Genomic DNA, 26,951 nt, shown 5'->3' with positions numbered 1-26,951 from the left:
CCCGCGCAAAGGCGGGTCGTTCAACTTCGATGGCTCACATCATCGCCCTCGAGTGCGCTGATCGAAAGCTGCGCACATTGACGTCTGTCCAGATTACAAAAGCGCCAGACGCGCGCTGGCTCGGGCGGTTGGGCAAGTGCGTGCAAGAGTTGTTGTTCCATCATGCGACAGGCGTCGGGGCCGGAGAACATGAAAGTGACAGGTTCGCCCTGTACCGCCTCGGGGGCATCATTGGCAATTGCGGGTGTGGCCACACTGCTCAGTGCTGGCGTGTTGTCGTGTGCTGTGTTGTTGGGAAGCGGGCTATAGAACGACTTGTAATTGAAGTTGAGTGTCAGAAAAAACAGTGCCGTCAGAAAGAATGGAAAGCCTACCAGGAACCAGGTGTAGAGCTTTTGGCTGGACTCGCCGAGAAATGGCAGTGTGGCAAGGGCGGAGGCTTCGATGATCCCCGCGAAGATGGCAATGATCGTCAGCGGGGCGACAGGTTGTGCTTGGGTCATATGGGCCGTCTCCAGCGGTTTTGTCCATCTTTACCTTACTGCTGTACTCAACTAAAGGCTGGATTGTTTCCCGGGGGAGGAATGATCGTCAGAGAACCTCGTTGTGTTGCTTTTTCGACGTGTTTGAGTCGGAAGTTTTCCTTTGCTGAAGATCAGTATTCAACTGGTACGTTTATGTCAGTGGGTGGTACCTTTTTTCGGTAATAAGTAATTTATTTGTTACAACCATAGTCATTGTGTGTAGGAAGTTTCTGTAAGTTCTGTAGGCTTTGTCTGTCCATGGCTTTCGCTGGTAAATCGCCGCGCCAGCAAGCGTCCTGTCGGTTATCGTGGCGTGCCAAAGCAACAACAATGTATGGATATCGCATGAATAAAGTGCTTATCGTGGATGATCATCCGGTCATACGCCTGGCCGTACGCATGCTGATGGAGCGGCATGGGTATGACGTTGTGGCGGAGACTGACAATGGGGTAGCTGCGTTGCAGCTGACACGGCAACACCTGCCGGATATTGTGGTGCTGGATATCGGTATCCCGAAACTGGATGGCCTGGAGGTGATCGCCCGCATGGCGACATTCAGCCCGGGTAGCAAGGTACTGGTGCTGACGTCACAGGCCCCCGGCAACTTTTCGATGCGCTGCATGCAGGCAGGGGCGGCGGGTTACGTGTGCAAGCAGCAGGAGCTTACCGAACTGCTCAGCGCTATCAAGGCTGTGTTGTCGGGTTACAGCTACTTCCCCAACCAGGCCTTGCATGCGTCACGTGGCAGGGGGGCGGGCAGCGAGACGGATATGGTGAATCGCCTTTCTGCGCGAGAAATGACGGTGCTGCAACAACTGGCGCGAGGGCGTTCGAACAAGGAGATTGCCGACAGCATGTACCTCAGTAACAAGACGGTCAGTACCTACAAGTCGCGGCTGTTGCTAAAGCTCAATGCACGGTCACTGGTTGACCTGATCGAGCTGGCGCAACGGCAAGGTCTGAACTGATCGCCAAGCCTTGAAGCCTCCAGCCAGGAGGCTTTGCCAAGGCTATCGGTCCCTGACTACGGGACCCGCACTACAGGTCGTAATCGAAATCGGCCAACTGCTTTTGCAGGCGCCGTTCTTCCAGCATGTTGTCGATGGTGCGACGTTTGCTCAGGTTGGTCTTTGCGATTTCAACCTGTGGCTCCGCGTCATCGTCTGCGGCAACAAAATCATCATCGATCGACAGGTCGTCTTTATCGGTACTCATGAGTCGCTCCAAGCCAAGGGGCCATTGGCCGTCCTTATAACCAGAAAGCAGACGCTGGTAAAAAAGATTTTTTCAATCGATGTGAGTGGTTTTTGGCTATCGGCTCAATCGTCGGAGGTTTTGTGCTTGTACTCGCACAAATCTTCGATCCTGCAGCTGCCGCACCTTGGCTTGCGCGCCTGGCACACGTAGCGCCCGTGCAGGATCAGCCAGTGGTGGGCGTCGAGCAGGTAGTCCTTGGGTACAAACTTGAGCAGTTTCTTTTCCACTTCCAGCACCGTTTTGCCTGGCGCGATGCCTGTGCGGTTACTCACCCGGAAGATATGGGTATCCACGGCCATGGCCGGTTGGCGAAACGCCGTGTTTAGCACCACGTTGGCGGTTTTGCGGCCGACGCCGGGTAGCGCCTCCAGCGCTTCGCGGGTTTGCGGTACCTGGCTGTCGTGGCGCTCGATCAGTAGCCGGCACGTTTCGATGACATTCTTGGCCTTGCTGTTGTAAAGCCCGATGGTCTTGATGTATTCGCTGAGGCCTTCAACGCCCAGGGCATAGATGGCCTCGGGGGTGTTGGCGACGGGGAACAGGCGGGCAGTGGCCTTGTTGACGCCGACGTCGGTGGATTGCGCGGACAGTGTCACGGCGACCAGCAGTTCAAACGGGGTCGTGTAGGCCAGTTCGGTCTTTGGGTCGGGGTTGTCTTCGTGCAGCCTGCGAAAAATCTCCAGGCGTTTGGCGGCATTCATGAAATCAGGGCTTTCCTTGACGAGGTGGGTGGGCAGGGTCCGGAAGCAGGCGATTGTACAAGGCCAACAGCAGACCCAGCAGCAGTAGCGCACCGGGTGCGAGGCTGGCCAGGTGCAGCTCGGCATGGTCAGCCAGCCATTGGCGGCTGGCGCCCAGCAGCAGGCAAATGGCAAAGACAGCGCCGAGGTGCTTTGCGAGCAGGCGCCAGCGGCGTTGGTCAGGTAGCAGGTGGTCACTGGCCAGGCATTGCAGGCACAACAATGCGGGATAGTGGCCCAGGGCAATGGCCAGTGGTAGCAGCCAGGCCCGCAGGGCCAACTGCAGGCAACTGGCCAAGGCTGCCAGCAGCAACAGGCTAGCCAGTACATAGGCCCAGCTGGCCATGTGTTTACGCAGTGGCGCCAGCAACAGTTGGTGCAGGCACCCCATCAGTACTGCGCACAGGCCGATGGCCGCGCCTTCAGCCAGCGTTCGGGTGGCACCCAGCAGTGGCGCCAGGCTCATGGCCAGCAGGCAGAACCTATTCATGGGTGGCGCCCTCCAGCAATACACTACGCTGCTCGTCGAAATAGCTCAGCGCATCCTGCAATGCGGCGATCACCGCGCGCGAGGTCACGGTTGCGCCGGCCAATTGGTCAAAGTCACCCTGGTCCCGCTTCAGCGCCCAGTGATCGCCCTGATCGCGGTTGTTGAACTGACTCAGCCAGTGCAATCGCGGATCCCCCAGGCGATCGCCCAGCCCGGGGCTTTCCTGTTGTTCGACAACCTGGCTGCCGATCAGCTGGCCGTCCGTGGTGATGGCGACGCTCAGCACGATCGGCCCGGCATACCCCTGGGCCTGTGTGATCAGGATAATGGCGCTTGGCTTACCTGCCACAGTGGCACGGTAAGCCGCCAGGATACGGCTGTTGGGCCTCTGTGCGGCGGGCCTTGGCAGCGGGCTTTCCAGGGGCTGGTTGTCATAGCTACCGTCGGGCAGCACGGCCAGCCGCTGGCGGCTTTGCAGCTGCTTTTCAGCGCCGGCGATGGCCGGACCGGTCCACTGCCGCCAGGCCAGGGTGGCTGACACTGCCAATACTCCAGTCAGCAGCAACAGGCCCACATCCCGAACCCCGCGCTTCATCGGGCTGCCTGCTGACGCTGCGCAGCCATGCGCTCGAGTGCCGGTGCGAAAAGGTTCATCAGCAGGACGGCGAACGCGGTGCCATCCGGATAGCTGCCCCAGGTACGAATCAGGTAGATGAGCACTCCTGTTCCCACGCCGAAGCACAGCTTGGCCCAGTCGTCTCTGGGGCCGGACACTGGCTCGGTCGCAATGAAGAAGGCTGCCAGCATGGTCGAGCCGGAAAACAGGTGCAGCAAAGGCGAGCCATTGGAGTCCGACCCCGAACCGTTCCAGCCCAACAAGCTGAATACCAATAGCCCTGCCAGCAAACCTGCCGGTGCATGCCAACTGATCACCTTGCGCTGCAACAAGAACAGGCCACCAAGCAGGAATGCCAGGTTGACCCATTCGCTGCCTGCCCCGCCAATGTTGCCAAAGCCTGGATGGCTGGCAAACAGTTCGTCGATGGTCAGGCTGGGGTTGTGGCGCAAGCCGTCGAGCAATGTCGGACGGGCCCAGGCATCGATCTGTTCGCCCCCAGCGAACACCTGCTGCACGCTGTCGAGCAGGCCTGGGGCCTGCCCAGGCCAATGGTTCATCTGCAACGGGAAGCTGAGCAGCACGAAGGCATAACCCACCATGGCCGGATTGAACAGATTTCGCCCGACCCCACCGTAGGCCTGCTTGCCGATTCCGATCGCGACACTTGCCGCGATGACCGGCAGCCACCATGGCGCCAAGGTGGGCAGGGCGGCCGCCAGCAGTACGGCGGTCACCAGTGCGCTGCCGTCGGTTAGCGCCTGGCTCAGTGATTGGCTGCGCAGTGCCAGCAGCAATGCCTCGCACAGCAGCGCGGCACTGGCGCACAGCAACAGGTTCAGCATCATGCCCCAGCCATGCAGCCACAACAGCGCCAGCAGTCCAGGCGTGCAGGCTAGCAAGACCAGGCCCATGCTGGTGCGTAGGCGCGGATCGGGACTGCTCATTGGCCAAACATTCCGTTGAAACCGGAAAACGCCATAGCCATCACCCCGGCACCGATCAACTCGATGGGCAGGCCGCGCAGTGCGTTGGGGATATCGGCGTGGGCGCTGCGCTGGCGCAGGTCGGCGAACACCATCAGCGCCAGCCAGAAGCCGCCACCCGTCAGCAAGCCTTGGAGCAGCATGGTTGGCCAGGTGCTGCCGTCGCTTGTCTGCTGCAGGGCCAGCCCAAGCGCTGCTGCATTGCTCAACAGCAGCGCTGGCAACCCCACTACAGGCCAGGCCGGGCGCCACTTGGCCAAAAGCCAGGGCAGGCCCCAGGCGAGCAAAGCCAGCCAGGGCAATAGCAGAAACAGGGCAAGATCGTGGATGTGCAACGGGGCAAGTACCGCGTGCACCAGCAGCTGCGCGCCGATTACGCCCAGGGCGATGCACAGGGCGCAGGCCAGGCCGTGCACCTGAAGTTGCAGCCCGGAGAGTGGCTGTCGGAGCAGGCACAGGTGATTGATCAGTGCGGCGCTGATCAGGACCAGGATGTAGTCATTCATGAGATGACGATAGCCGGGAATCGGTGCGATTGTCCGGGTTTGGCATGAAGGGGCCTGCGTAATTGTGGGAGCGGGCAGGCCGCTCCCACAATGGCCCGCAGGGCGGTTACTTGATGCGCTGGCCTGGCTTGGCGCCGCTGTCCGGGCTCAGCAGGTAGATTTCTTCACCGCCAGGGCCGGCAGCCATGACCATGCCTTCGGACACGCCAAAGCGCATCTTCCGGGGTTTGAGGTTGGCTACCATCATGGTCAGGCGGCCTTCCAGCTTGGATGGGTCTGGGTAGGCCGACTTGATGCCGGAGAACACGTTGCGGCGCTCGTCACCAATGTCCAGGGTCAGTTGCAGCAACTTGTCGGCACCCGCCACGGCTTCAGCCTTGACGATCAGCGCCACACGCAGGTCGACGGCAGCGAAGGTATCGAACTCGATCTCTGCCGACAGCGGGTCCTTGGCCAGCTCGCCATTGCCCGCCGGGGCCTTGGCTTCGGCAGCCAGCAGGTCTTCCTTGCTGGCAGCGACCATGGCTTCGACCTTGGCCGGCTCGATACGGCTCATCAAGGCCTTGAACGGGTTAAGCGCGTGGTTTTCCAGGCGTGTCAGGTGGTCGTTCCAGGTCAGCGGGGCCACGTTGAGGAAAGCCTCGGCGTCAGCGGCCAGCACCGGCAGTACCGGTTTGAGGAAGATCACCAGCTGGCGGAACAGGTTGATGCCTTGGGCGCAGATGGCCTGGACTTCATCCTGCTTGCCTTCCTGCTTGGCCAGTGACCACGGCGCCTTGTCGGCGATCCAGGCGTTGGCGCGGTCGGCCAGTGCCATGATTTCGCGCATGGCGCGGCCAAAATCACGGGCCTCATAGGCTTCGGCGATGGAAGGTGCGGCAGCCAGGAAGGCTTCGGTCAGCTCAGGCGCGGCATCACCGCTTACCATCACACCCTCGTTGCCCTTGTGGATGAAACCGGCGCAGCGGCTGGCAATGTTGACGACCTTGCCGACCAGGTCGGAGTTGACCTTCTGCACGAAGTCTTCCAGGTTCAGGTCCAGGTCGTCGACGCCACGGCCCAGCTTGGCCGCATAGTAGTAACGCAGGTATTCCGGCTGCAGGTGGTCCAGGTAGGTGCGGGCCTTGATGAAGGTGCCGCGCGACTTGGACATCTTGGCGCCGTTGACCGTCAGGTAGCCGTGCACGTTGACCGCGGTCGGCTTGCGGAAGCCGGCGCCTTCGAGCATGGCTGGCCAGAACAGGGCGTGGAAGTTGACGATGTCCTTGCCGATGAAGTGGTACAGCTCGGCCTTGGAGCCTTCGTTCCAGAAGGCGTCGAAGTCCAGCTCCGGGCGGCGTGCGCAGAGGTTCTTGAAGCTGGCCATGTAGCCGATTGGTGCATCCAGCCATACGTAGAAGTATTTGCCAGGCTCACCCGGGATCTCGAAGCCGAAGTACGGCGCGTCGCGGGAGATATCCCACTCCTGCAGGCCGGAGTCCAGCCATTCCGCCAGTTTGTTGGCTACCGCATCCTGCAGGGTGCCGCTTCGGGTCCACTGCTGCAGCATGGCCTGGAAGTCTGGCAGCTTGAAGAAGAAATGCTGGGAATCACGCAGTACCGGGGTGGCACCGGAGATCGCTGACTTGGGGTTCTTCAGCTCGGTGGGTGCGTAGGTGGCGCCGCATTTTTCGCAGTTGTCGCCGTACTGGTCTTCGGCCGCGCACTTCGGGCAGGTGCCCTTGATGAAGCGGTCGGCGAGGAACATGCCTTTTTCCGGGTCGAAGTACTGGGTCACCGAACGGGTGGCGATGTGCCCGGCTTCACGCAGGCGCGAGTAGATCAGGCTCGACAGCTCGCGGTTCTCTTCGCTGTGGGTGGAGTGGAAGTTGTCGAAGTCCACCAGGAAGTCGGCGAAATCGCTGCTGTGCTCGGCCTGGACGTTGGCGATCAGCTGTTCCGGGGTGATGCCTTCCTTTTCGGCGCGCAGCATGATGGCCGAACCGTGGGCGTCGTCGGCGCAGACATAGATGCACTGGTTGCCGCGCAGCTTCTGGAAGCGCACCCACATGTCCGTCTGGATGTACTCCAGCATATGGCCGAGATGGATCGATCCATTGGCATAGGGCAGGGCGCTGGTGACGAGAATCTGGCGTGGCTCGGACATGGTGGCTCGGCTACTTATCTGGCTACGGGGTAAAAATGAGGATGATCGGCCACTATAAAGGGCTGGCGAAGATATTTCACCCCGCAAGCGCATCTGCTGACGATTGACGGGTTAGGATAGGCGGCTGTTTTACATTCAGTTTGCCAATGGGAGTCTCCATGAGTGCCGTCACCCGTGCCGCCGTTGAAGGCGTGCTTCGCCAGTACACCGACCCCTACCTGAACCAGGATCCGGTCAGCGCCGGCTGCGTGCGCGCCATCGATATCCAGGGCGGGCAGGTCAGCGTGCAGTTGCAGTTGGGTTATGCCGCAGGGCTGTTCAAGAACGGCTGGGCCCAGGTGCTGCAGACCGCCATTGGCAGCCTTGAGGGGGTCACTGGCGCTCAGGTTTCGATCGATTGCGTGGTGGCCGCGCACAAGGCCCAGGCCCAGGTGCCAGCCATGGCCAACGTCAAGAACATCATCGCCGTGGCCTCGGGCAAGGGCGGTGTGGGCAAGTCGACCACCGCGGCCAACCTGGCCTTGGCCCTCGCACGCGAAGGCGCACGGGTAGGTATTCTCGATGCCGATATCTACGGCCCCAGTCAGGGGGTGATGTTCGGCATCGCCGAGGGCACCCGTCCACAGATTCGCGAGCAGAAGTGGTTCGTGCCGATCAAGGCCCACGGCGTGGAAGTCATGTCCATGGCCTTCCTCACCGACGACAACACGCCGATGGTATGGCGTGGCCCAATGGTGTCTGGCGCGCTGCTGCAACTGGTCACCCAGACCGCCTGGGATGACCTGGATTACCTGGTGATCGATATGCCACCGGGTACCGGTGACATCCAGCTGACCCTGGCACAAAAGGTACCGGTGGTCGGTTCGGTGATCGTCACCACGCCGCAGGACCTGGCGCTGCTGGATGCCAAGAAGGGCGTGGAAATGTTCCGCAAGGTCAACATTCCGGTGCTGGGCGTGGTCGAGAACATGGCCGTGCATATCTGCTCGAATTGCGGCCATGCCGAACACCTGTTCGGTGAAGGTGGCGGCGAGAAGCTGGCCAGCCAGTATGGCGTCGACCTGCTGGCGTCGCTGCCGTTGTCGATGCTGATACGTGAGCAGGCCGACAGCGGCAAGCCCACGGCGATCGCCGAGCCGGAAAGCCAGATTGCCATGGTTTACCAGGAGCTGGCTCGCCAGGTAGGCGCGCGGATCGTGCTGCAGGAAGCTGCGGCGCCGGCAATGCCCAGCATTACCATCAGCGAAGACTGACCTGCCATACCGAGTTTGCCCGCACACAGCGACTGCGCCGTACTTGAAGCCTGTGCAGTCCCTGTGGGAGCGGGCGAGCCCGCGAAGAGGCCAGCGCCTATTTCGAGCAGGCATAAAAAAACCCGCCAGAAGGCGGGTTTTTTTGAAAGCTAGGAAGCTAGATCGACTTAGGCGATCTGAACTTCTTCAGCCTGCATGCCTTTCTGGCCGCGGGTAGCGACGAAAGTAACAGCCTGGCCTTCTTTCAGGGTTTTGAAGCCGTCAGCTTGGATGGCTTTGAAGTGCACGAACAGGTCGTCGCCCGACTGAGGGGTGATGAAGCCGTAGCCTTTCTCATCGTTGAACCACTTAACAACACCGGATTGACGGTTGGACATTTTTCTGTCTCCTTGGACAATTTGATAACGGTCAGGAAAAACCCTGCCCGGGACTGAGCGCAAAGAGAGCAGAAAATTCAGCGATGGGCCGATCAGGATCGTGCATCAAACTAGAGATTCTCGGTGTCACGTGCAGCACAGTGGCAACACCTTACCCCACTTTCCGCAACCTGCCAATGGTCAGAAGACGCTTTAGGCAAATTCGGATCGGCGGCGGCTGCAGCCCCCACCCGGCGCGGGATGAGGGATGGAACTTTAACCTGGGCGCCGGGACCGGTAATATGCGCGTCACGATTTTCACCTCGCAACTCTTCAGGACACCCCGCCATGAGCATCAAATCGGACAAGTGGATTCGCCGCATGGCGCAGGAACACGGCATGATCGAGCCGTTCGTCGAGCGCCAGGTGCGCGGCGAGCAGGACAACCGCGTGATCTCCTTCGGCGTCTCCAGCTATGGGTACGACGTACGCTGCGCCGACGAATTCAAGGTGTTCACCAACATCAACTCGGCCACCGTCGACCCGAAAAATTTCGATGCTGGCAGCTTCGTCGATATCAAGAGCGACGTGTGCATCATCCCGCCAAACTCTTTCGCCCTGGCGCGCACTGTCGAATATTTCCGCATTCCTCGTGACGTGCTGACCATTTGCCTGGGCAAGAGCACCTACGCCCGTTGCGGCATCATCGTCAACGTCACGCCGCTCGAGCCCGAATGGGAAGGCCACGTGACGTTGGAGTTCTCCAACACCACCACGCTGCCGGCGAAGATCTACGCCAACGAAGGCGTGGCGCAGATGCTGTTCTTGCAGTCCGACGAAGAGTGCGAAGTGTCGTACAAGGACCGTGGCGGCAAATACCAGGGCCAACGCGGCGTCACTCTGCCGCGTACCTGAGCCGACAAGCGCGGGGAATTACCCGCGCCTTTGGCACTCCAACGAAGTAACGCCGGTGTGCATGATGTGCATCGGCTTTCGTCAGGAGCAGCCAATGAAACTCCATCCCGCAATCAGTGCCAAGCTGGCAGGCCTGCAGCCCAATCACGTAGGGTTGTTGCCCTGGTCACTGCTGGCGCACCCGCTGCCCATGCAGGCGGGGGGCGTGCCCCATCAGCCTGACCCCGATACCCCGCAACCGCCGGAACCCGGTGAGACGCCTCCCATGGAGCCGGGTGAGCCGACCTTGCCGGACGAGCCGCCTCCCGCCCCTGTGGCCTGAGCGTCGCTAAAGCGGCCAGACGCGTTCAGCGCCAGCCAGGTACAGCCGGCTGGCGCTGGCGGGGGTGATTTCCCACCCCCCGGTGAACTCACCGAATGCAGGTAGCAGGCTGACTTGCTCATCGATCACGAAGCAAGGCAGGCGCAAGCGCTGACGGGCCTTGCCGCGCAGGACGAAGACCGGGTGTACATGGCCCGCCAGTACCGGGTGTGTGCGGTGGGGCTGCGGCTCGTGCTGCAGGGCAAAGGGCTCCAGAACCCAAGGCTCGTCCACGACCTGAATATCGAGCGAGGCAGGTGGATCGCCGGCGTTGCGATCATGATTGCCGCGTATGAGCACCACTTTCAGATTTTTGTGCCGCTTGCGCCAATCCTCCACCTTGGCCAGCGTTGCCGGGGCGCGGGCCGTGCGGGCATGCAGAAAGTCGCCCAGGATGATCAGTTGTTCGCAGTCATGCTCGGCCAGCAGGCGATCGAGCCTGTCGAGTGTCGCCTCAGTCGTTCCACGTGGCACCGGTTGATGCAGGGCGCGGTAGCTGGCGGCCTTTCCGATGTGCACGTCGGCCACCAGCAAGGCGCGGCGGGCGGGCCAGTAGATGGCTTTGTCGGCAAGCAGCCAGAGCGCCTGCCCCCGGTGTTCGATGGGTTGGTAATTCATCCCGCGTCCGCCGCTTGTTCCAGTTCCGCCACCATCCGCGCAATGCGGTCTGCCAGCTTCTCGGTGCTCAATGTCTCGCGCATGCCTTCCACCAACAAGGCAAACGCCAGGGGCCCTGGCCGCTTCAACGCCCGCAGGTCCAGTTGCAACTTACTCATTTTCAGCAGTTGCCGATGCAGCCGTTCGATTTCCAGCTCTTCGCTCAATACTTCATCCCGCGCCTGGCCAAGCAGCAAATTCCCCGCGTCGTGCTTGCGAAACACCTCATAGAACAGCCCGCTGGAGGCCTGGATTTGCCGCGTGCTCTTCTGCGCGGCGGGATAACCGCCAAACACCAGCCCGGCAATCTGGGCAATTTCACGAAAGCGCCGCAGTGCCATTTCCCCGGCATTCAGGCTGGCCAGCACATCTTCCAGCAGGTCCGCGGTGTCGAGTGCTTGCGGCAGGTGACTGGCCCAGTCCACCTGGGCAGGGCTGAGGAGTTCGAATCCGTAATCGTTGACGGCAATCGACACCGACAGCGGCTGTGCGCGGCTGACCCGCCAGGCAATCAGATTGGCCAAGCCCAGGTTGGCCATGCGCCCGGCAAAGGGATACAGGAACAGGTGCCAGCCCTGGCGGGACTTGAAGGTCTCGGCCAGCAGTGTGCCTGTGGTGGGCAAGGCTGACCACTGCGCCTGGAGCGCAAGCAGCGGGCGTACTGCGCGCATTTCCGGCCCGTCAAAGCGTTCATGGGCGGCAGCATCGAGCTGCTCGACCAGCGCCTCGGCCAGTTCGCTCGAGAGCGGCATGCGCCCGCCGTTCCAGCGCGCTACCGCAGCCTTGCGCGCCGTGCTGCGACGCACATAGGCCGTCATGTTTTCCACGCGCACCAGCTCCAGTACCCGCCCGGCAAACACCAGCGTATCGCCGGGGCGCAGGCGGGCGATGAACGCTTCTTCAACACTGCCCAGCGTTTTCCCGCCGCCGCCCTTGCTCCAGTATTTCAGTTGCAGGTTGGCATCGCTGACGATGGTGCCGATGCCCATGCGGTGGCGCCGCGCCAGGCGTTCGCTGGTAACCCGGTAAACACCGTCGGCCTGGCGCTCGACGCGCTGGTAGTCCGGGTAGGCGGTCAGTGAGCTGCCGCCGTGGCAGACGAAGTCCAGCGCCCATTGCCATTGGCTGTCGCGCAACTGGCGAAAAGCCCAGGTGCTGCGCACTTCGGCGAGCAGTTGCTCCGGGCGAAAACCGCTGCCCAAGGCCATGCTGACCAGATGCTGTACCAGCACGTCCATGCACAGGCGCGGTGAAAAGCGGGCTTCCATGTGGCCGGCTATCAGCGCCTGCCGGGCCGCCGCCGCTTCCACCAGTTCCAGGCTATGGGTGGGCACCAGGGTGACCCTGGAGTGCCGCCCGGGCGCGTGTCCTGAGCGACCCGCCCGCTGCATCAGGCGGGCGATGCCCTTGGCCGAGCCGATTTGCAGCACCCGTTCCACGGGCAGAAAGTCCACGCCCAGGTCCAGGCTGGACGTGCAGATCACCGCCTTGAGGCTGCCTTGCTTGAGGCTGCGCTCCACCCAGTCGCGCGTATCACGGGCCAGCGAGGCGTGGTGCAGGGCGATCAGCCCGGCCCAGTCCGGGCGGGCCTCAAGCAGGGCCTGATACCAGATTTCTGCCTGGGCGCGGGTGTTGGTGAACACCAGGCTACTGGCACTGACATCGATCTCGTGACAGACCTGGTCGAGCATCTTCAGGCCCATGTGTCCAGCCCAAGGGAAGCGCTCGATCGCTGTTGGCAGCAGGGTGTCGACTTGCAGTGCCTTGTCTTGCCGGCCTTGCACCAGCAGGCCGCCCTGGGGCAGCAAGACATCCCGTGCGTGTTGCAGGTTGCCGAGGGTTGCCGACAAGCCCCAGGTCGGTAGGCCCGGGTGCCAATGCCGCAGGCGCGCCAAGGCCAGCTGCAGTTGTACCCCGCGCTTGTTGCCAAGCAGCTCGTGCCATTCATCCACCACCACCAGCTGCAGCGTGGCGAAATCCTCACGGGCCTGTGCCCGGGTCAGCAGCAGGGTCAGGCTTTCAGGGGTGGTGATCAACACACTGGGTAGCCGCCGGGCCTGTCGGGCGCGCTCGGCGCTGTTGGTGTCGCCGCTGCGCACCCCTACGCTCCAAGGCAGCTGGAGTTCATCAAGCGGCGCTTGCAACGCACGTGCGGTGTCGGCGGCAAGGGCACGCATGGGCGTCACCCACAGCACCTGTATGGGGGCCAAGTGGCGGCCCTGGGGCCTGGGCTTGAACGCACGCAGCGCCGCGAGCCAGACCGCGTAGGTCTTGCCGGCACCGGTACTGGCATGCAGCAAACCGGACTCGCCCCGTTCGACGGCAGCCCATACGCGCCGCTGGAAGGCGAAGGGCTTCCAGCCGCGCTTGGCAAACCAGGCATTGGCGAGGTCGGTAGCAGCAGGCATGAGGCAGGCGGTCCTTCGAAGGCTGTGCTTCTACAGACCACTTGCCGGCTGCAATGGTTTTACCGGATCAATTGGCCAACAGGTAGCCGCTGCGGCATACCTGTTCGCCGGCCACATGGGCGATGACCATGCCAGCGGTGGCCATGCGCCGGACGCTACGCGCATACAGCAGCCCCGGCTGGCTGTTGCGAAGGGGGGTGACTCGGTCACTGAGTGGGTCGATGACTTCGGCGATCAGTTGGCCGGCCTCCAGGTGCTGGCCCGGTTTGGCGTGGTAAACCAGCAACCCACCCAGTGGCGTTGCCACAGGTTCCACCGCGGCCAACGGCGTGGCGTGGCGTAACAGCGCGGGCAGGGGGGCGCTGGTGCCTTCGATGACACCTGCGTGGGTCAGGAAGTCGAGGATCGCCTGGCAGTCCTTGCTGGCCAGATCATGGCTGACATCCGCCTGGCCACGAAGCTCCACGGTAACCGAGCAGCAGCCCAGCGGAATCGGGAAGCGTTTGCCGAAACGTTGCTGCAATTGCCACCAGACCAGGCTGAAACATTCATCGAACGACTGCCCGCCCGAGTCGGTTGCCAGCAGGCTGGCCTGGGCGCCCAGGTAACGGGCCAAGGGTTCGATCTGGGGCCAGGCATCGGGTGTGGTGTACAGGTGCTCGACTGCTTCGAAGTCGCAGTGCAGGTCCAGCACCATATCGGCATCGCAGGCCAGGCGCTGCAGTATCAGGCGCTGGGCTTGCAGGGGTGTGCGGACCGGGTGTGCGTCCAGGCCACGGCGCAGGTATTCGCGGATCAGTGCAAGGTTGTGCGTCGGGTCCTGGGTAAGGTGTTCTTCGATCTGGTCGCCGATGCTGTCCGACAGGTCGACGAAGTTGCGATTGAAGTTCTCGCCGCTTTGCAGTTCAAAACGCCCCAATGGTGCATCCAGCAGCACTTGCTCCAAACCCACCGGGTTGGCCACCGGCACCAGTATGATCTCGCGCTGCAGTCGGCCTTGCTGTTCCAGCTCGGCCAAGCGGCGCTTGAGGTGCCAGGCTACCAGCATGCCCGGCAGCTCGTCGGCGTGCAGTGAGGCCTGGATATAGACTTTGCCACCACTGCGGGGGCCGAAGTGGAAGCTGTGCAGTTGGCGGGTGATCCCCGGTACGGGGGAGAGCAGGTCGTGGGTTGAATGGTGCATGTTGGTCCTGGCTGCGTGGCGAAAACGGTCTGCGACACGGGTCGGCTCAAAAATAGAAGCATAGTTTCAGCGAATGCGCCTCATCCTGCAGCAGTCGGGCATCGCAAACTTTTTCAGGCCAGTAGTGCCTGCAAGGTGGCCAGGTCATCTGCTTCTTCCACTGGCTTGTCCAGCCGCCAGCGCAGCATGCGCGGAAAGCGCACGGCAATACCGCTTTTGTGGCGCCGGGACAGGGCGATGCCTTCGAAGCCCAGCTCGAACACTAACGTGGGAGTGACACTGCGCACCGGGCCGAACGTTTCCACCGTGGTCTTGCGGATGATGGCGTCGACCTTGCGCATTTCTTCGTCGCTGAGCCCTGAATAGGCCTTGGCAAAGGGCACCAACGCCCGACCAGGGGTACCTGCCGGTGCATCCCATACGGCAAAGGTGTAGTCGCTGTACAGACTGGCCCTGCGACCGTGGCCGCGTTGGGCATAGATCAGCACCGCATCGACGCTGAAAGGGTCGATCTTCCACTTCCACCAGATGCCCATGTCCTTGGTGCGCCCCACGCCGTACAGGGCCTCGCGCTGCTTCAGCATCAGCCCTTCCACGCCCAGGCTGCGTGACTGTTCGCGCTGGCGGGCAAGGTCGGCCCAGTCCGGGCCTTGCAGCAGAGGCGACAACAGCACGGGGGCAAGTGGGTGTTCATCCACCAGGTGTTCCAGCTGGCTTCGGCGTTCGTGTTGCGGTCGGCTGCGCCAGTCCTCGCCCTGCCACTCCAGCAGGTCGTAGGCTTGCAGCACCACCGGCGCATCGTTCAGCAGTTTTTTGCCCAGCGTTTTGCGACCGATACGCTGTTGCAGCAAGGCAAACGGCTGCACGGCCAGTTCAGCCTCGGTTTCACCAGGTTTCCAGACCAGGATCTCGCCGTCGAGCACCACGCCATCGGGCAACGTCTGTGCCAGACCATGCAGTTCGGGGAAACGCTCGGTAACCAGTTCTTCGCCGCGTGACCACACCCACAGCTGGCCATCGCGCTTCACCACTTGCGCCCGAATGCCGTCCCACTTCCATTCGATTTGCCAATCGCTTGGTGGTCCGAGCAGGGTATCGAACTGATCGCTGGACACTTGCAGCGGATGGGCCAGGAAGAATGGGTAGGGCTGGCCGCCACGCTGGTTGTGTTCATCGGCGGACTCTGGGGCGATCAGCCTCTGGTAACTGGCTGCAGTCGGGCGATGGCCTATATCGGTGTAGCCGACCAGGCGCTGGGCCACGCGTTTGGCGTCCAGCCCGGCCAGTTGCGCCAGGGCGCGGGTGACCAACAGCTTTGACACGCCCACGCGAAAGCTGCCAGTGATCAGCTTCAGGCATAGCATCAGGCTGGCACGGTCCAACCGGGCCCAGAGCGGCGGCAGGCGCTGGCGGACTTGCTCAGGCGTCAGCCCGCGCAGGGGCAGCAAGTGCTGTTCCACCCAGGTGGCCAGGCCTTCGTCGTTGCCATCGGCGTGCAGCGGCAGCAGCAGCGAAATGGTCTCGGCCAGGTCGCCCACGGCCTGATAGCTTTCTTCGAAAAGCCAGTCCGGCAGGCCAGCCAGCGTCGTCGCCAGTTCGCGTAGAAGGCGGGTGGGCACCAGCTGGCGTGGGCGCCCGCCGGCCAGGAAATACACCGCCCAGGCAGCATCGTCGGCGGGCGCCATGTCGAAGTAGTCGCGCAGTGCCTCGAGCTTGGCATTGCTGGAGGTGGTCGCGTCCAGACGCAGGAACAGCGTAGCGAAGGCTTTCATGGCGAGGGGGCGGTGTTGGGCACATCGTCTTCGTCGCCATACTCGGTGACGAAGGCGCGGGCATCCAGGCCTTGTTCGGTGAGGTAGCGCACCAGTACCTCGACCGAGCCGTGGGTGACCATCACCCGTTGGGCACCGGTCTGGCCAATGGCCCAGAGCAGGCCAGGCCAGTCGGCGTGGTCGGACAGCACAAAGCCCCGGTCCACGCCGCGCCGCCGGCGGGCGCCGCGTAGCAGCATCCAGCCGCTGGCGAAGGCATCACTGTAATCGCCAAAGCGGCGCATCCAGCTACTGCCGCCGGCTGACGGGGGCGCCAGGACCAGTGCCTGGCGCAGCAGTGGGTCGTTGCGCGGAATATCGCCTGCGTAGCGGGTTTCCGGCAGGCGGATGCCGGCATCCCGGTACACCCGGTTGAGCGGCTCCATGGCGCCATGCACGAGGATCGGGCCGATGCTGGCATCCAGCCCATGCAGAATCCGCTGGGCCTTTCCGAAGGCATAGCAGAACAGCACGCTGGCCTTGCCCTGTTCACTGTTGGCCCGCCACCAGGCATTGATGCTGGCGAAGATCTCGCTTTGGCTTGGCCAGCGGTAGATCGGCAGGCCGAAGGTCGACTCGGTGATGAAGGTGTGGCACGCCACCGGTTCGAAGGGCGTACAGGTGCCATCGGGTTCTACCTTGTAGTCACCGGATGCAACCCAGACTTCACCTCGATACTCCAGGCGCACCTGTGCCGAACCCAGCACGTGCCCGGCCGGGTGCAGGCTCAACGTCACGCCGTGGTGCAGCAGGCGCTCACCGTAGGGCAGGGTCTGCAGATTGATGTCCTGGCCCAGGCGGCTGCGCAGAATGCCGGCACCGGGGCTGGCGGTCAGATAATGGCCATTGCCGGTGCGTGCGTGGTCGCCGTGGCCATGGGTAATGACAGCCCTGTCCACGGGCCGCCAGGGGTCGATGTAGAAATCTCCGGGCGGGCAGTACAGGCCTTCGGGGCGGGCGATGACGAGGTCCATGGCACGGGCACTGGTTCTGGGGTTACCCGTTAAGAGGCATGGTGCTGGACGTTAGTTCGGATGGATTTGGGAGGGAGCTGCTGAAAAACTTCATCAAGCCCCCTCATGCGCCCCTGAAGAACGCCCTTACCGCCCCGGCACCAACGTAAGCCGCTGGTTGCCATACGCCCTGCCGAAGTTCTGCTGTTGCAGTGGCAGGCTCATGAAGCGCCCTTTGAACCAGGCATCCAGCCCATCGCGGTAATGCGCGCTGGCCGGGTTGCCGGACTGGCCGCTGCTGGTCAGTATCTGCAACGGTTCGGCCTGGCCGAAGTCGACGATCATCCGTGCCGAGGCTGGCAGACGCGTGTCGAAGTCGCTGCCCCAGGCGAATGGTGTGAGGGCCAGGGTAGTGAAGTCGCCGCCTGCGGCAAGCGGCGAACGGCTGATCGCATCACCCAGGCCATGGTAGGCCGGTGCCGGCCAGCGGTACTGGTGCAGCTTGCCCCACTGCCAGGTGCGTCGGTCGGCCCCCAGCTGTGCGATACCGGCCTCCATTGCGCCCGCCAGGCTGCGGGCGAGGATGGCGGGCTTGTCTTCTTTTTGCGGCGTGTTGCGGTCATCCCAGAAGGGGCTGTCATCGCGGCCCAGCAGATGATCGGCCTGCGCCGAGAATGACAAACGTGCATTGCCGACGAATGCCTGCCAGGCCGGGCCGGACTCCGGGCCCAGGTCATCAAGGAAGGTCTGTCGAGCGACCTCCTGCAAGAACAACTCGTACAGCGCGGCATCTGCCGACACCGGGCTCAGGCGGCCATCGAAGGCCTTGAGCCGGGCGAGCGTGTCGCGGGCCTTGTCGCGCTGCCCGGCGGGGAGGGCGTCGATTGCCTGCTTCAGTGGCTGGGCCATGCCGGGTGCGTCGAACATCTGCTTGAGCTTGTTGGCCAGCAAGGTCACCTGGTCGTTCTGCAGGGCCATCAGGCTGCGACTGTCGTGGCGACCGTTGCCGGCCAGCTGTGCCAGGCGTTCGGCACGCTCGGGGTAGTACCAGGTGCTGGACAGCTGCATGCCATAGCCGCGCGGCAGGCTGCGCTGGTTGGCATGGCCGATCCAGCCCGCGGGTGGGTCCTGGTCGTACGGGTGCAGCATCGGGTCGGCATAGCCGTCCCAGTCATAACGCCCGTCCCAGCCCGGCGAGGGCAGCAGGCCCTGGCCTTCGCGGCGATTGGGGTAGCGGCCACTGACTTGCCAGCCGATGTGCTCAGGCTCGGCGAAAACGAAGTTGACGGCAGCAGCAGTCACCTCACGTGTGCTGTCGAAGGCCCGCTCCACGTTCTTGGCCCGCGTCAGGTCGAACAGGGCATCCAGGCTGCGATCACCTTTGAACTGTGGCAGGTTCAGCGCCAGGCCCAGGCTGGCATTTTCTGGCTGGGCCAGCAGGGTGCCGTGGCGGGTGTCGTACATCACTTCGCGCACGGGGCGTTGGCCACGTACAAAGTAGGTTTCGCTGCGGGCGCGGGCCGGCAGCCATTTACCATCGGCCAGGTAGCTCAGCTGATTGCCTTGGCGGCGCAGCTGCTCGAGGAACAGGTCCTGATTGTCGGCCATGACCGCGCTGCTGCTCCAGGCCAGCTTGCCATTGTAGCCGGCCAGCACAATTGGCAGGCCCGGCAAGGACAGGCCGGCAACCTGGTACTTGCTGGTATTGATTTGTACCGGGCTCAAGGCCCAGGCGGCGCGGCTGTCGCTGGCCAGCAGGCTCTTGCCGCTGCGGCTGCGCTGCGGGCCCAGGGCCAGGTTGGCCGACCCCGGGCTACCGAGCAGGTCGAGGTCGGCGAGCTTCTGGCTGGCAGCCGCCAGGGCTGCCAGCCCCGGCAATTGGCTGGCCAGGTTCAGGCCCTTGAGCTTGTCCACTTCCATTTCGGCCAACGGCTCGTCCGGGGCCCCGGGCAGCAACCAGGCCAGCTTGTCGCTACCGGCTTTCTGCGCCAGGGTCAGGGCGCTGAGTTCCTCTTGCAGGTTGACCGACTGGCTGAACGCGTACAGGCAGAAGATCAGCGCCGAGTCTTCAGGCTTCCAGTATTCGGGGCGATAGCCACTACTGGCCAGGCCTGCTGGCAGCTTGTCGCGGTAGCGGAACAGGTAGGCGTTGACCCCGCGTGCGTACACTTCGAAGAAGCGCTTGAGCCGTGGCGATGCGTCGGCGTATTGCTGGGCGGCACTCTGCTTGAGGTTGGCGGCGCGCATGAGGCGGTCGATATCCAGCGCCTCGCTGCCGGCCAGTTCGGCCAGGCGGCCCTGGGCGAGCAGGCGCATGGCGACCATCTGTTCGATGCGGTCACCGGCGTGCACATAGCCCAGGCTGAACAGCGCATCATGGAAGTTGCTGCTTTCGATCAGCGGCGCACCCATGGCATTGCGCCGTACCGAAACATTCTGTGCCAGGCCTTTGAGCGGCTGCACGCCGCTGGTCGGTGGCACGCTGTCCTGATAGCCGCCCGTCTGGCAGCCGGCCAGCCCGAGCATGCCGAGCATGCCGAGCAGGGTGGCAGCGGTTGCGAACCGCAGGCGGAAGGGAGGAAAGGCGGGGGCGGCCATGGCAAGGGCTCCTGCAAGGCGAGGCTGGTTTGGAAAGGCGCTAAGGTAGTAAGCGCGCAGGCGCCGTGCAAGGTCCCAGGTCGGTTTATTTGATTGCGCCGGGTCCAACGTCGAAGTGCTCGGCCAAGGCGTCGGAAAAATGCGTGCAATTGATGCGCGTGTAGCGTTGGTAGTCACGGCTCACCGCGAATGCAGAGCCGGGCATCAGCAGGATCTTGTGTTGCTCCAGTTTACGCACGAAAGGTTGCAGGTCGGGCAGGTCCGGGTGGTATACCCAGAGGAACATACCCCCTTGCGGTGCGATGTCGAACTGCCAGCCGCGCTCGAGCAGCAAGCGTTGGGTTTGCACTTGCTGGCGGATCAGGCGCTGCTGCACGTCTTTCATGTGCCGGGCATAAGTGCCATCCGACAATATGGTGTTGACGAAGCGTTCGCAAAACGCGGGGACAGCGACGCAGGTCAGCAGTTTAAGGCGTGTGAGCGGCTCGATCAGGTCTTGCGAGCAGGCAATGAACCCTACGCGCAGCGAGGCCGACAGGCATTTGGAGAAGCTGCCGATGTAGATAACCCGGTCAAGGTTGTCCAGCTCGGCAAAGGTCTGGCGCACAGCAGGGCTGAAGTCCCCGTAAACGTCGTCCTCGACCACGAAGAACTCGTGCTCCACCGCCAGGCGCAGGACGCTGAAGGCGTTGTGCGGGCTGATGTTGCTGCCGGTCGGGTTGTGGAAGGTGCTGTTGCAGAAAAACGCCTTGACCTTGTGCCTGGCCAGGTGGCTTCTCATTTCTTCCACGTCCGGCCCGTCCTGGGTCCGCCGAATGCCGACGACGTGTCCGCCAGCCAGTTGGATCAGCTTGATCAGGTTGCCGTTGCCCGGCTCGTCGACGAACACGTGGTCGCCCGGTTTGATCAGCAACCGTGCAACCAGGTCCAGGCCTTGCGTGGCCCCCAGTGTGGTCAGCAACTGGTTGGGGCGGACTTCGACACGGGTTAGCCGTTTCATGTGCACGCAGAGCTGTTTGCGCATGGGCAGGTACCCCTGGATGTCGCCGTACTCTGCCAGCGAGCTCTGCTCCAGCCGCGCCGTGCGACGAATCGCCTTGGCCAGCAGTTCGGTGTCGCGCCACGCTGGGGGCAGCCAGCCGCTGCCCAGCTTGGTGAAGTGCTGGCCGCCCTGCAGCAGCCGGAACAGCGGGTCGCCGGCCATGCATTCGGGTTCGTGGATCACGCTGGTTTGCCGGGCGCGGTTTGCCACGAAGTAGCCTCGCCCGGGTGATGCCGTCAACACACCTTCGCTGACCAGCTGGGCGTAGGCCGACACGACGTCGTGGTAACTGAAGTCCACTGCAGCGGTCAGCTTGCGGATGGAGGGCATGCGTTGCCCGGGCAACCACTCGCCTGCATCCAGGCGTTGTTTCAAAAGGTGATGAAGGCTGCAGGGGATCATGGCAGGTCCGAAACCGTTAGAAAAAAAAGCCTAACAGTTAACGGAAATGCTTGTCGACTGTTCGTTTGCAAATGGCCAGCACATGCCAATATCCCTGTGTCGGAACTTTCGGCTGCCAACAAAGGCGGCACTTTTAGCGTCTGTGCAGACCAGACAACTGGATATCAAGCCCATGCACCCTATGGACATGCAATCAGCCGTCATTGCCAGGCTTCCTGTCCCTGACGAACTGGAGTCATTCAAAGTTGTAAAGAATCTTGTGACCTCGGCGTTATTGGAGTGTTGTTCAGTCGTCGAGTTCGAAGCACTGAAAGAAACAATGGTCATAGAACATGTGACTGAACAGGCACATGCCGATTTACAGGCATTTGCCATGAAGGATCCGGCTGCCGGCCGCGACCTGGTATTCATTGCAAAAACCTACACCTCTTATTCTGCGGTTTTGCATTATCGGCTTGCCCATTGGATCTACAACAATAGCGCCGCGACCTACGGCGCCGGCGGTCAATGCCTGGCCGCCATGATCTCCAGGCGCGGAAAAATGCTTTCGGGGGCGGAGATCCATTTCCGCAGCCGCATTGGTGCGCGCTTCATCATCGATCACGGCATGGGCACCGTCATTGGTGAAACGTCGACCATTGGTGACGATTGCTACGTGCTTGGCGGCGTAACCCTGGGCGCCCGCGGTATCAGTGACAACCCCTCGAGCCCCAGGCATCCGACGTTGGGCAACCGGGTGCAGATCGGCGCTTTCGCCAGTGTGCTGGGCGCAATTCATGTCGGTGACGGTGCGTTTATCGGGCCGGGCTGCATTGTTACCAAAGACGTCCCGGCCGCTGCCCGGGTACAGGTTAAAACATCATTGCAGGTGGTATTGGAATCATGAACGCTCTGAACTATGAAGTTTTAAGAAATACCGAGAAACTGTATTACAAAGACCAGTATTTGGCGGGCGCGAATACGCAAGTAGCGCGGGTGCACAGTGACGGCATCGAGTTGCTGAGTACGGTGGCCTATCCAGAAGGGGGCGGCCAGGAAGCTGACTTCGGCACCATTGAATTACCGGTGGGTACCGTGCGATTCGTCTGGGTTAAAAAACTCTACGGTAGCCCTATTCGCCTGGAAGGTTTCAAAGGTGGAAAACTGGGCGGCATCATTATTCACAGCCTGCACCCTGATGATTTGCACTTGCTGGATGAAGTCACGGTAGGCATGCCGGCCCGCGTCACTATCGATATCGAACGGCGCGAACGGCTGACGTTGTCTCACAGTGCCAGCCACTTCCTGTATGCCGCCGCCATCGGGCTGCGTGAAGAATTGAAGCAATGGACTATCGGCTGCCATATCAAGGAGGACACGGCACGTTTCGACTTCCTGGTCGAGGACGCGTTCACGGCTGAAGACGTACTTGAAATAGAACGACGGGCGAATGAACTGATCGGCTGCGATGCGCCCATCGAGCACTACGCGGTTCAAGGCCTGGAAGACGCGCGTTTGTGGACCTACAACGGCATCGAAATCCCGTGCGGTGGCACGCACCTCGATTCGCCTCGGCGCATCGGGCGCCTTGGCGTCAAGCGCAAACGCCTGGGTAAAGGCAAGGAACGGCTGATCTGCGTGTTCCCCGAGGCCGAAATCGACCTGTCCACTTATCACGAGCACGCATTATGAACAGCACGTTACCGCGGCGCACGTACCTGTACTTCACGGCACAGTCGATCAACCTGACGACTGCCGTGATGTCGGTGACGATGGCGGCCATTGTCGGGGCTGCGCTGGCGCCTGATGCCGCATGGTCCACGGTGCCGTACGGGTTCCAGTTTCTGTGCCTGATGCTGGCAACTTATCCAGTCTCCAGGCTGATGAGCCGTATCGGCCGTAAAAAGGCGTTCATGCTGGGCGCGATTCCCCTGGCGCTGTCTGGCGTCAGCGGCTTTCTGGCGGTGGAGCACCAGCATTTTCCAACGCTGGTCCTCAGCCACTCTGCATTGGGTGTGTACATCGCGTTCGCCAACTTCAACCGGTTCGCGGCAACCGACAATCTTTCCCAGGCCTTGAAGCCCAAGGCGCTTTCGCTGGTCGTGGCGGGCGGGGTCATCGCGGCTGTCGTCGGGCCGACGCTTACCGAGTGGCTGCGTGACGTGGGTGGCTATCCACTGTTTTCGCTGTGTTATGCCGCGTTTGTCGGCCTGGCGTTGCTTTCATTGTTGATTGCGCTGTGCCTGCCCAACGATGCCGGTATGGCCAGCGCGGTCAACAGCGCAGCAAAGCCGGCCAGTGTCCGTGCCGAGCCGGCAGGCCCGAGCGTGGTTGTGGCAATGGCTGTCGCTGCCCTGGGCTACGGGATCATGAACCTGCTGATGATCCAGGCCTCGATGCATATGAAACACATGCACGAGGACTTCACTGACGTCCGTCTGGCGATCCAGTGGCATGTGATTGCCATGTTTGCCCCGTCGTTCTTCACCGGCGCCATCATCCAGCGGCTGGGTATCAAGACCACCATTTGCGCGGGCCTGGCCCTGTTGATCGGTTGCTCGGCGATGAATATCTGGTCGCACAGCTACGCCATGATGACCCTGGCACTGATTGCCCTCGGGCTGGGCTGGAACCTCACTTACGTAGGCGGAGGCGCCTTGCTGGCCCAGTCACTGCAGAACAGCCCGGCAGCGATGCAGATGCAGGGTAAAAACGACCTGGCCATTGCCATTTTTGCCACCCTCGGCGCATTCAGCCCTTCGCTGTTGCTCAGCTCGGTCGGCTGGGACGGTACCAACGCCATCTGCATGGTCCTCTGCCTGGGGCTGCTGGTTGCCACTGCCGGCCTGCTGCAGAACAAGGTCGGCCTGCAAACTTCAATGGAAGGTAGCCGCAAATGAGCGAGCTCATCAGTGTCAGCGATCGTATCTACACCAAGCTGGAAATGAACAATCCGGGCGGTAGCCACAAATATCGGGCGGCGCGGCGGATCGTCGAACATGCCGTGCGCAAGGGTGAGATCATTCCCGGGGTGACGACCGTCATCGAAAAAACCGGTGGCAGCTTCGGTTTTGGCTTGCTGGCGGCCTGCCACAAGTACCAGGTCGCCGTAGAGCTGGCGGTCGGGCTGAGCTTCAGCCAGACCAAGCGGGATCTGCTGGAGTGTTTCGGTGCCCGACTGATCGGCAAGGAAATGCTGATGGCCGGTGCCACACCCAAGGACGTGGTAATGCATCACCTGGATAACCAGGCCGCGCTGGGCAAGTCATACTTCTACACCGACCAGTTCAACAACCCGGTGGGCATCGAAGCCCATCGTTATCAGACCGCCAGTGAACTGGCCGTGCAACTGACCAACGCCGGGGCAGGGCGGCAGATCCTGTTCGTGGGCTGTGCGGGTACTGGCGCCAGTTTCACGGGTATCACCCTGGGGCTGAAGGACCATGGCTTCGAGGTGTCGACGGTGTTGGTCGACCCCAATGGCTGTGATTCGAGGGCTGGCGTGTTCGCCGATCATCGTTTTGAAGGCATGGCCGTGGGCGTTTGCCCGCCGTTCATGGACTGGTCGCTGGTGGACGAGCGGGCCCAGGTGCAACATGCAGAAATGCTGGCCGCACAGCGCTGGTTCTACATGCAGAGTGGCATTTTCGTCGGTAATACAGCCGCTGCCTGCCTGGCGGTTGCCCAGCGCATGGCCCAGCATCCGCGGTATGTCGAGACCACCCTGGTGACCATCGCCTATGATGCCGGCCTCTGGTACCAGGACCTGTTGGGGGCAAACCGGCGAAAGGCCGCGTAGCCTCCTGTGTCAGGCTCATGATCCAGAGGCTGGCACGCTACCTGTGGAAGCGGGCAAGCCCGCGAAGCAGGCGGCGCAGTGGATGGCACGGGCTTCGCCCGTGTTCGCGGGCGCGCCCGCTCCCACAGTGTTCGAGCCATCTCTCAGATTTTTATCGCGTCAGTCGATCAGGCGCCGTGGCACTTCTTGTACTTCTTCTCGCTACCGCACGGGCACGGGTCGTTACGGCCAACGTCCTTCAGGGCGTTGCGTACCGGCTCCTGGTGGCCGTGGTTGCAGTGCGGGCCGTGTACATGGCCGTGGTCGTGGTGGTGATCATGGTCATGGTTGCAGTCAGGGCCATGAACGTGGGGTTGTTGGGACATTGCAGGGTTACTCCGGTATGTAATCGTCGGGGATTATCTCACCACTGCGCGAGATGTGCAGGTCCCGATGGATGAGCAACCCGGTCGCCAGTTCGCCCTGCAGGGTGTAATGCAGCGGCTGCTTGCTTCTGAGCAGCTTGGCCAGTGGCTTCAGGTGCTGCCACAGGTTGGTTCGTGCGGTGATCTTGAAAGTGCGCCGTGCATGCCCGCCCACGCTGCGCCATACGCTGGCTTCATCCTGCACCAGTAGCAGGTCATTGAGGCGTATTGCATACGACACGTTGCGAATGAACAGGCGGCTGTCATTGGGGTTGTCGACCCGCAGGTGCAACACGAACTCCTGTTCCAGCAACCTGGCCTTGACCGTTTCGACCTCGACCAGATGCACTTCGGGCTCGCGCCAGTCCTCGCCCCAACTGGCACAGCCCGTCAGCCATGCCAGCAGCGCACCGAGCAGTAGCAGACGGGTGCGCTTGATCATGTTCAGCTCCCTACGTAGCTGGCGCAGCATTTCTTGAATTTGTGCCCGCTGGCGCAGGGGCAGGGGTCGTTGCGCCCGGCCTTCAGCCCGACCGTTGGGTCGATGAAGTACCAGCGACCGGCATGCTGGACGAAGGCCGAGCGTTCGCGGTGCTGATGATCGCCGTCTTGGTCGTGCCAGCGCGCGGTGAAGGTGACGAAGCTGTGCTCGGGTTGGCCGCCCAGCACTTCTGCGCTTTCCACCTCCAGGCCCAGCCAGGTGCTCTGTGCACTCCAGTCGGCCATGGCAGCACGGTCCAGGCCGGCTTGCTGGGCCGGTAGGGTGGTGGCTACCAGGTAGTCGACCAGGCCCAGCACGTAGGCACTGTAGCGTGAGCGCATCAGGGCTTGGGCATCCGGTGCCGGGGTACCGGCATGGTAATGCCCGCAGCAGGCGTCAAGCAGGTTGCCACTGCCACAAGGGCAGACCGAGACACTCATCATCACCACCAGTACTTGCCGAAGTTTTCAGGGTTGGCCCAGAACCTGGCATTGAGCCAGTCCGGGACCTGCTTATAGTCATGTAGATCATAGGTGAACAGGCTCAAAACCTGTTGGTCACGGCAGAATTTCTCGCTGGCCGACATGGCCAGGGCGAAAAAGTCGGTGTCCTGCCAGCCGCAGGCAGCCAGGTCGGCCAGCACTGCAACCCGGCTGGCATTGAGGTTGCGAATGCCGCCGAGCAGCTCCAGGCCGGTGCGCTTGGGCAAGTGTTCCAGGCAGTCCACCAGTACCGCCAGGTCAAAGCGCTTGGCGGCCAGTTCGGCTGGCAGCGGGCCTGGGGCGGCGGTGTCGATGGTGACCTGGGGGTGTGCCTGGGCGAAGGCGTCCAGCGCCGGAAAGCGCGTACCTACCAGCAGCAGCCGTTGTGGAGTGAAGCGCTCGAGCAGGGCTGCCAGGGCCTGTTGCGGGGTGCGTTTGGAGAAACCTTCGGTCATTGCCATTCCTCGTTCAAGTCATCCAAGACTAGCGGGCTGCGGCGTGCGGGCAAAGAGGCATGTGACCGTGTCGTAGCTTATTGCTGGCAGGGTTGGAATGCGCGGTCTTTACTCCCAGAGATCGGCCTTATGCCGATTCCCCCTAG

General features: G+C 62.3%; 28 protein-coding genes. 8 read left to right on the top strand and 20 right to left on the bottom strand.

Features of this window, described 5'->3' with window-relative positions; genetic code table 11:
- Positions 1-20 precede the first annotated feature (20 nt).
- Positions 21-503 carry a hypothetical protein gene (locus N5D53_RS22340; RefSeq protein WP_064492967.1) on the bottom strand — a complete coding sequence of 161 codons (483 nt, stop codon included), beginning with the start codon at positions 501-503 and terminating at the stop codon, positions 21-23.
- A 366-nt stretch (positions 504-869) separates the two neighbouring features.
- Between N5D53_RS22340 and N5D53_RS22335 the strand changes: the two genes are divergently transcribed.
- Positions 870-1,493 (top strand): response regulator transcription factor, encoded by a 624-nt coding sequence (locus N5D53_RS22335; RefSeq protein ID WP_003254939.1) that lies wholly within the window; start codon positions 870-872, stop codon positions 1,491-1,493.
- Between the two features lie 70 nt (positions 1,494-1,563).
- Here the strand turns inward: N5D53_RS22335 and N5D53_RS22330 are convergent, their stop codons facing one another.
- The 7 genes from N5D53_RS22330 to metG all read right to left on the bottom strand — a co-directional run bounded on the left by N5D53_RS22330 (position 1,564) and on the right by metG (position 7,266).
- Positions 1,564-1,740 (bottom strand): hypothetical protein, encoded by a 177-nt coding sequence (locus N5D53_RS22330; protein WP_010952256.1) that lies wholly within the window; start codon positions 1,738-1,740, stop codon positions 1,564-1,566.
- A 104-nt stretch (positions 1,741-1,844) separates the two neighbouring features.
- Entirely contained in the window at positions 1,845-2,483 is a 639-nt protein-coding gene (nth, locus tag N5D53_RS22325; RefSeq protein ID WP_020193232.1) for an endonuclease III, read from the bottom strand.
- Positions 2,484-2,487: 4 nt separating this feature from the next.
- Positions 2,488-3,012 (bottom strand): NADH:quinone oxidoreductase, encoded by a 525-nt coding sequence (locus N5D53_RS22320; RefSeq protein WP_104960920.1) that lies wholly within the window; start codon positions 3,010-3,012, stop codon positions 2,488-2,490.
- Positions 3,005-3,607 (bottom strand): RnfABCDGE type electron transport complex subunit G, encoded by a 603-nt coding sequence (locus tag N5D53_RS22315; RefSeq protein WP_104960921.1) that lies wholly within the window; start codon positions 3,605-3,607, stop codon positions 3,005-3,007. Before N5D53_RS22315 ends, N5D53_RS22320 begins: the two co-directional genes overlap by 8 nt.
- Positions 3,604-4,575, bottom strand: a complete 972-nt coding sequence (locus tag N5D53_RS22310) for an RnfABCDGE type electron transport complex subunit D (RefSeq protein ID WP_266024995.1) — start codon at positions 4,573-4,575, stop codon at positions 3,604-3,606. Before N5D53_RS22310 ends, N5D53_RS22315 begins: the two co-directional genes overlap by 4 nt.
- Entirely contained in the window at positions 4,572-5,120 is a 549-nt protein-coding gene (locus N5D53_RS22305) for an Rnf-Nqr domain containing protein (RefSeq protein WP_064492962.1), read from the bottom strand. Before N5D53_RS22305 ends, N5D53_RS22310 begins: the two co-directional genes overlap by 4 nt.
- Before the next feature lie 106 nt (positions 5,121-5,226).
- Positions 5,227-7,266 (bottom strand): methionine--tRNA ligase, encoded by a 2,040-nt coding sequence (gene metG, locus N5D53_RS22300; protein WP_003254925.1) that lies wholly within the window; start codon positions 7,264-7,266, stop codon positions 5,227-5,229.
- A gap of 158 nt (positions 7,267-7,424) precedes the next feature.
- On the opposite strand from metG, the gene apbC reads away from it, so the two are divergent.
- Positions 7,425-8,519 carry an iron-sulfur cluster carrier protein ApbC gene (gene apbC, locus N5D53_RS22295; protein WP_003254924.1) on the top strand — a complete coding sequence of 365 codons (1,095 nt, stop codon included), beginning with the start codon at positions 7,425-7,427 and terminating at the stop codon, positions 8,517-8,519.
- A gap of 167 nt (positions 8,520-8,686) precedes the next feature.
- Here the strand turns inward: apbC and N5D53_RS22290 are convergent, their stop codons facing one another.
- Positions 8,687-8,896 (bottom strand): cold-shock protein, encoded by a 210-nt coding sequence (locus tag N5D53_RS22290; RefSeq protein ID WP_003254922.1) that lies wholly within the window; start codon positions 8,894-8,896, stop codon positions 8,687-8,689.
- 327 nt (positions 8,897-9,223) lie between these two features.
- Between N5D53_RS22290 and dcd the strand changes: the two genes are divergently transcribed.
- Both dcd and N5D53_RS22280 read left to right on the top strand, forming a co-directional pair.
- On the top strand, positions 9,224-9,790 hold the full coding sequence (dcd, locus tag N5D53_RS22285; RefSeq protein WP_003254920.1) for a dCTP deaminase: 567 nt from the start codon (positions 9,224-9,226) through the stop codon (positions 9,788-9,790).
- Between the two features lie 94 nt (positions 9,791-9,884).
- Positions 9,885-10,112, top strand: coding sequence for a hypothetical protein (locus N5D53_RS22280; protein ID WP_003254918.1), 228 nt, complete (start codon positions 9,885-9,887; stop codon positions 10,110-10,112).
- A gap of 6 nt (positions 10,113-10,118) precedes the next feature.
- Here the strand turns inward: N5D53_RS22280 and pdeM are convergent, their stop codons facing one another.
- The 7 genes from pdeM to N5D53_RS22245 form a co-directional block, all read right to left on the bottom strand.
- Positions 10,119-10,769, bottom strand: a complete 651-nt coding sequence (gene pdeM / locus N5D53_RS22275; protein WP_104886604.1) for a ligase-associated DNA damage response endonuclease PdeM — start codon at positions 10,767-10,769, stop codon at positions 10,119-10,121.
- Complete coding sequence (locus N5D53_RS22270; RefSeq protein WP_279840835.1) at positions 10,766-13,216, bottom strand: ligase-associated DNA damage response DEXH box helicase; 2,451 nt, start codon at positions 13,214-13,216, stop codon at positions 10,766-10,768. The genes pdeM and N5D53_RS22270 overlap by 4 nt, the downstream gene beginning before the upstream one ends.
- A gap of 67 nt (positions 13,217-13,283) precedes the next feature.
- A complete protein-coding gene (locus N5D53_RS22265; RefSeq protein WP_020191303.1) occupies positions 13,284-14,399 on the bottom strand; it encodes a succinylglutamate desuccinylase/aspartoacylase family protein in 1,116 nt (371 codons plus the stop codon).
- Positions 14,400-14,512: 113 nt separating this feature from the next.
- Positions 14,513-16,171 (bottom strand): ATP-dependent DNA ligase, encoded by a 1,659-nt coding sequence (locus N5D53_RS22260; RefSeq protein ID WP_064492958.1) that lies wholly within the window; start codon positions 16,169-16,171, stop codon positions 14,513-14,515.
- Positions 16,168-17,184, bottom strand: a complete 1,017-nt coding sequence (locus N5D53_RS22255) for a ligase-associated DNA damage response exonuclease (RefSeq protein WP_020191305.1) — start codon at positions 17,182-17,184, stop codon at positions 16,168-16,170. Before N5D53_RS22255 ends, N5D53_RS22260 begins: the two co-directional genes overlap by 4 nt.
- A 126-nt stretch (positions 17,185-17,310) precedes the next feature.
- Positions 17,311-19,761: a penicillin acylase family protein gene (locus N5D53_RS22250; protein WP_279840833.1), complete on the bottom strand. Its 2,451-nt coding sequence runs from the start codon at positions 19,759-19,761 to the stop codon at positions 17,311-17,313.
- An 85-nt stretch (positions 19,762-19,846) separates the two neighbouring features.
- Entirely contained in the window at positions 19,847-21,205 is a 1,359-nt protein-coding gene (locus N5D53_RS22245; RefSeq protein WP_064492956.1) for a PLP-dependent aminotransferase family protein, read from the bottom strand.
- Between the two features lie 172 nt (positions 21,206-21,377).
- On the opposite strand from N5D53_RS22245, the gene N5D53_RS22240 reads away from it, so the two are divergent.
- The 4 genes from N5D53_RS22240 to N5D53_RS22225 are packed head-to-tail and all read left to right on the top strand — an operon-like array spanning position 21,378 to position 24,983.
- On the top strand, positions 21,378-22,091 hold the full coding sequence (locus N5D53_RS22240; RefSeq protein ID WP_177409993.1) for a serine O-acetyltransferase: 714 nt from the start codon (positions 21,378-21,380) through the stop codon (positions 22,089-22,091).
- Complete coding sequence (locus N5D53_RS22235) at positions 22,088-22,876, top strand: alanyl-tRNA editing protein (protein ID WP_010952274.1); 789 nt, start codon at positions 22,088-22,090, stop codon at positions 22,874-22,876. The genes N5D53_RS22240 and N5D53_RS22235 overlap by 4 nt, the downstream gene beginning before the upstream one ends.
- Entirely contained in the window at positions 22,873-24,084 is a 1,212-nt protein-coding gene (locus tag N5D53_RS22230) for an MFS transporter (RefSeq protein WP_014589932.1), read from the top strand. The genes N5D53_RS22235 and N5D53_RS22230 overlap by 4 nt, the downstream gene beginning before the upstream one ends.
- Entirely contained in the window at positions 24,081-24,983 is a 903-nt protein-coding gene (locus N5D53_RS22225) for a pyridoxal-phosphate dependent enzyme (RefSeq protein ID WP_014589933.1), read from the top strand. The genes N5D53_RS22230 and N5D53_RS22225 overlap by 4 nt, the downstream gene beginning before the upstream one ends.
- A 167-nt stretch (positions 24,984-25,150) precedes the next feature.
- On the opposite strand, the gene N5D53_RS22220 is transcribed toward N5D53_RS22225, so the two are convergent.
- From N5D53_RS22220 to N5D53_RS22205, 4 genes are read right to left on the bottom strand one after another with little or no spacing between them, the layout of a single operon-like run.
- Positions 25,151-25,348, bottom strand: coding sequence for an SEC-C metal-binding domain-containing protein (locus tag N5D53_RS22220; protein WP_003254900.1), 198 nt, complete (start codon positions 25,346-25,348; stop codon positions 25,151-25,153).
- A gap of 7 nt (positions 25,349-25,355) precedes the next feature.
- A complete protein-coding gene (locus tag N5D53_RS22215; RefSeq protein ID WP_104960928.1) occupies positions 25,356-25,829 on the bottom strand; it encodes an LEA type 2 family protein in 474 nt (157 codons plus the stop codon).
- A gap of 2 nt (positions 25,830-25,831) precedes the next feature.
- Positions 25,832-26,308 carry a YchJ family protein gene (locus N5D53_RS22210; protein WP_029615445.1) on the bottom strand — a complete coding sequence of 159 codons (477 nt, stop codon included), beginning with the start codon at positions 26,306-26,308 and terminating at the stop codon, positions 25,832-25,834.
- Positions 26,309-26,310: 2 nt separating this feature from the next.
- Complete coding sequence (locus N5D53_RS22205; protein WP_020191311.1) at positions 26,311-26,805, bottom strand: DUF6231 family protein; 495 nt, start codon at positions 26,803-26,805, stop codon at positions 26,311-26,313.
- Positions 26,806-26,951: the final 146 nt, after the last annotated feature.

The organism is Pseudomonas sp. GD03862 (assembly GCF_029840855.1).
GTDB lineage: Bacteria > Pseudomonadota > Gammaproteobacteria > Pseudomonadales > Pseudomonadaceae > Aquipseudomonas > Aquipseudomonas alloputida.
This window is presented reverse-complemented; position numbering and strand designations above follow the sequence as displayed.

Excerpts from the sequence above, each read along its gene's own strand:
- N5D53_RS22330 (WP_010952256.1), bottom strand. The coding sequence starts at position 1,740 with ATGAGTACCGATAAAGACGACCTGTCGATCGATGATGATTTTGTTGCC.
- N5D53_RS22340 (WP_064492967.1), bottom strand. The coding sequence starts at position 503 with ATGACCCAAGCACAACCTGTCGCCCCGCTGACGATCATTGCCATCTTC.
- pdeM (WP_104886604.1), bottom strand. The coding sequence starts at position 10,769 with ATGAATTACCAACCCATCGAACACCGGGGGCAGGCGCTCTGGCTGCTT.
- N5D53_RS22280 (WP_003254918.1), top strand. The coding sequence starts at position 9,885 with ATGAAACTCCATCCCGCAATCAGTGCCAAGCTGGCAGGCCTGCAGCCC.
- N5D53_RS22235 (WP_010952274.1), top strand. The coding sequence starts at position 22,088 with ATGAACGCTCTGAACTATGAAGTTTTAAGAAATACCGAGAAACTGTAT.
- N5D53_RS22225 (WP_014589933.1), top strand. The coding sequence starts at position 24,081 with ATGAGCGAGCTCATCAGTGTCAGCGATCGTATCTACACCAAGCTGGAA.
- metG (WP_003254925.1), bottom strand. The coding sequence starts at position 7,266 with ATGTCCGAGCCACGCCAGATTCTCGTCACCAGCGCCCTGCCCTATGCC.
- N5D53_RS22250 (WP_279840833.1), bottom strand. The coding sequence starts at position 19,761 with ATGGCCGCCCCCGCCTTTCCTCCCTTCCGCCTGCGGTTCGCAACCGCT.
- N5D53_RS22220 (WP_003254900.1), bottom strand. The coding sequence starts at position 25,348 with ATGTCCCAACAACCCCACGTTCATGGCCCTGACTGCAACCATGACCAT.
- N5D53_RS22255 (WP_020191305.1), bottom strand. The coding sequence starts at position 17,184 with ATGGACCTCGTCATCGCCCGCCCCGAAGGCCTGTACTGCCCGCCCGGA.
- apbC (WP_003254924.1), top strand. The coding sequence starts at position 7,425 with ATGAGTGCCGTCACCCGTGCCGCCGTTGAAGGCGTGCTTCGCCAGTAC.
- N5D53_RS22315 (WP_104960921.1), bottom strand. The coding sequence starts at position 3,607 with ATGAAGCGCGGGGTTCGGGATGTGGGCCTGTTGCTGCTGACTGGAGTA.
- N5D53_RS22215 (WP_104960928.1), bottom strand. The coding sequence starts at position 25,829 with ATGATCAAGCGCACCCGTCTGCTACTGCTCGGTGCGCTGCTGGCATGG.
- dcd (WP_003254920.1), top strand. The coding sequence starts at position 9,224 with ATGAGCATCAAATCGGACAAGTGGATTCGCCGCATGGCGCAGGAACAC.
- N5D53_RS22290 (WP_003254922.1), bottom strand. The coding sequence starts at position 8,896 with ATGTCCAACCGTCAATCCGGTGTTGTTAAGTGGTTCAACGATGAGAAA.
- N5D53_RS22205 (WP_020191311.1), bottom strand. The coding sequence starts at position 26,805 with ATGACCGAAGGTTTCTCCAAACGCACCCCGCAACAGGCCCTGGCAGCC.
- N5D53_RS22230 (WP_014589932.1), top strand. The coding sequence starts at position 22,873 with ATGAACAGCACGTTACCGCGGCGCACGTACCTGTACTTCACGGCACAG.
- N5D53_RS22310 (WP_266024995.1), bottom strand. The coding sequence starts at position 4,575 with ATGAGCAGTCCCGATCCGCGCCTACGCACCAGCATGGGCCTGGTCTTG.
- N5D53_RS22305 (WP_064492962.1), bottom strand. The coding sequence starts at position 5,120 with ATGAATGACTACATCCTGGTCCTGATCAGCGCCGCACTGATCAATCAC.
- N5D53_RS22210 (WP_029615445.1), bottom strand. The coding sequence starts at position 26,308 with ATGAGTGTCTCGGTCTGCCCTTGTGGCAGTGGCAACCTGCTTGACGCC.
- N5D53_RS22240 (WP_177409993.1), top strand. The coding sequence starts at position 21,378 with ATGCACCCTATGGACATGCAATCAGCCGTCATTGCCAGGCTTCCTGTC.
- N5D53_RS22265 (WP_020191303.1), bottom strand. The coding sequence starts at position 14,399 with ATGCACCATTCAACCCACGACCTGCTCTCCCCCGTACCGGGGATCACC.
- N5D53_RS22260 (WP_064492958.1), bottom strand. The coding sequence starts at position 16,171 with ATGAAAGCCTTCGCTACGCTGTTCCTGCGTCTGGACGCGACCACCTCC.
- N5D53_RS22320 (WP_104960920.1), bottom strand. The coding sequence starts at position 3,012 with ATGAATAGGTTCTGCCTGCTGGCCATGAGCCTGGCGCCACTGCTGGGT.
- N5D53_RS22245 (WP_064492956.1), bottom strand. The coding sequence starts at position 21,205 with ATGATCCCCTGCAGCCTTCATCACCTTTTGAAACAACGCCTGGATGCA.
- N5D53_RS22270 (WP_279840835.1), bottom strand. The coding sequence starts at position 13,216 with ATGCCTGCTGCTACCGACCTCGCCAATGCCTGGTTTGCCAAGCGCGGC.
- N5D53_RS22335 (WP_003254939.1), top strand. The coding sequence starts at position 870 with ATGAATAAAGTGCTTATCGTGGATGATCATCCGGTCATACGCCTGGCC.
- nth (WP_020193232.1), bottom strand. The coding sequence starts at position 2,483 with ATGAATGCCGCCAAACGCCTGGAGATTTTTCGCAGGCTGCACGAAGAC.